Source organism: Streptomyces lincolnensis (assembly GCF_021173675.1).
GTDB classification, from domain to species: domain Bacteria; phylum Actinomycetota; class Actinomycetes; order Streptomycetales; family Streptomycetaceae; genus Streptomyces; species Streptomyces lincolnensis_B.
The window spans coordinates 1-492 of the sequence record NZ_JAIHON010000052.1; the positions used below are offsets into that span (position 1 = coordinate 1).

General features: G+C 58.3%; 1 rRNA gene. It reads right to left on the reverse strand.

Annotated elements, in window-relative coordinates:
- Positions 1-435 (reverse strand): 23S ribosomal RNA (locus K4B79_RS47520); the annotation flags it as partial.
- Positions 436-492: the final 57 nt, after the last annotated feature.

Below are 492 nucleotides of genomic sequence, written 5' to 3' on the forward strand. Positions count from 1 at the left end.
TGACGTTTCGACTACGGGGGTCTTACCCTCTACGCCGGACCTTTCGCATGTCCTTCGCCTACATCAACGGTTTCTGACTCGTCTCATGGCCGGCAGACCATGAAAGAGAGATCCCACAACCCCGTATACGCAACCCCTGCCGGGTCTCACACGCATACGGTTTGGCCTCATCCGGTTTCGCTCGCCACTACTCCCGGAATCACGGTTGTTTTCTCTTCCTGCGGGTACTGAGATGTTTCACTTCCCCGCGTTCCCTCCACATACCCTATGTGTTCAGGTATGGGTGACAGCCCATGACGACTGCCGGGTTTCCCCATTCGGACACCCCCGGATCAAAGCCTGGTTGACGACTCCCCGGGGCCTATCGTGGCCTCCCACGTCCTTCATCGGTTCCTGGTGCCAAGGCATCCACCGTGCGCCCTTAAAAACTTGGCCACAGATGCTCGCGTCCACTGTGCAGTTCTCAAACAACGACCAGCCACCCACCACCCC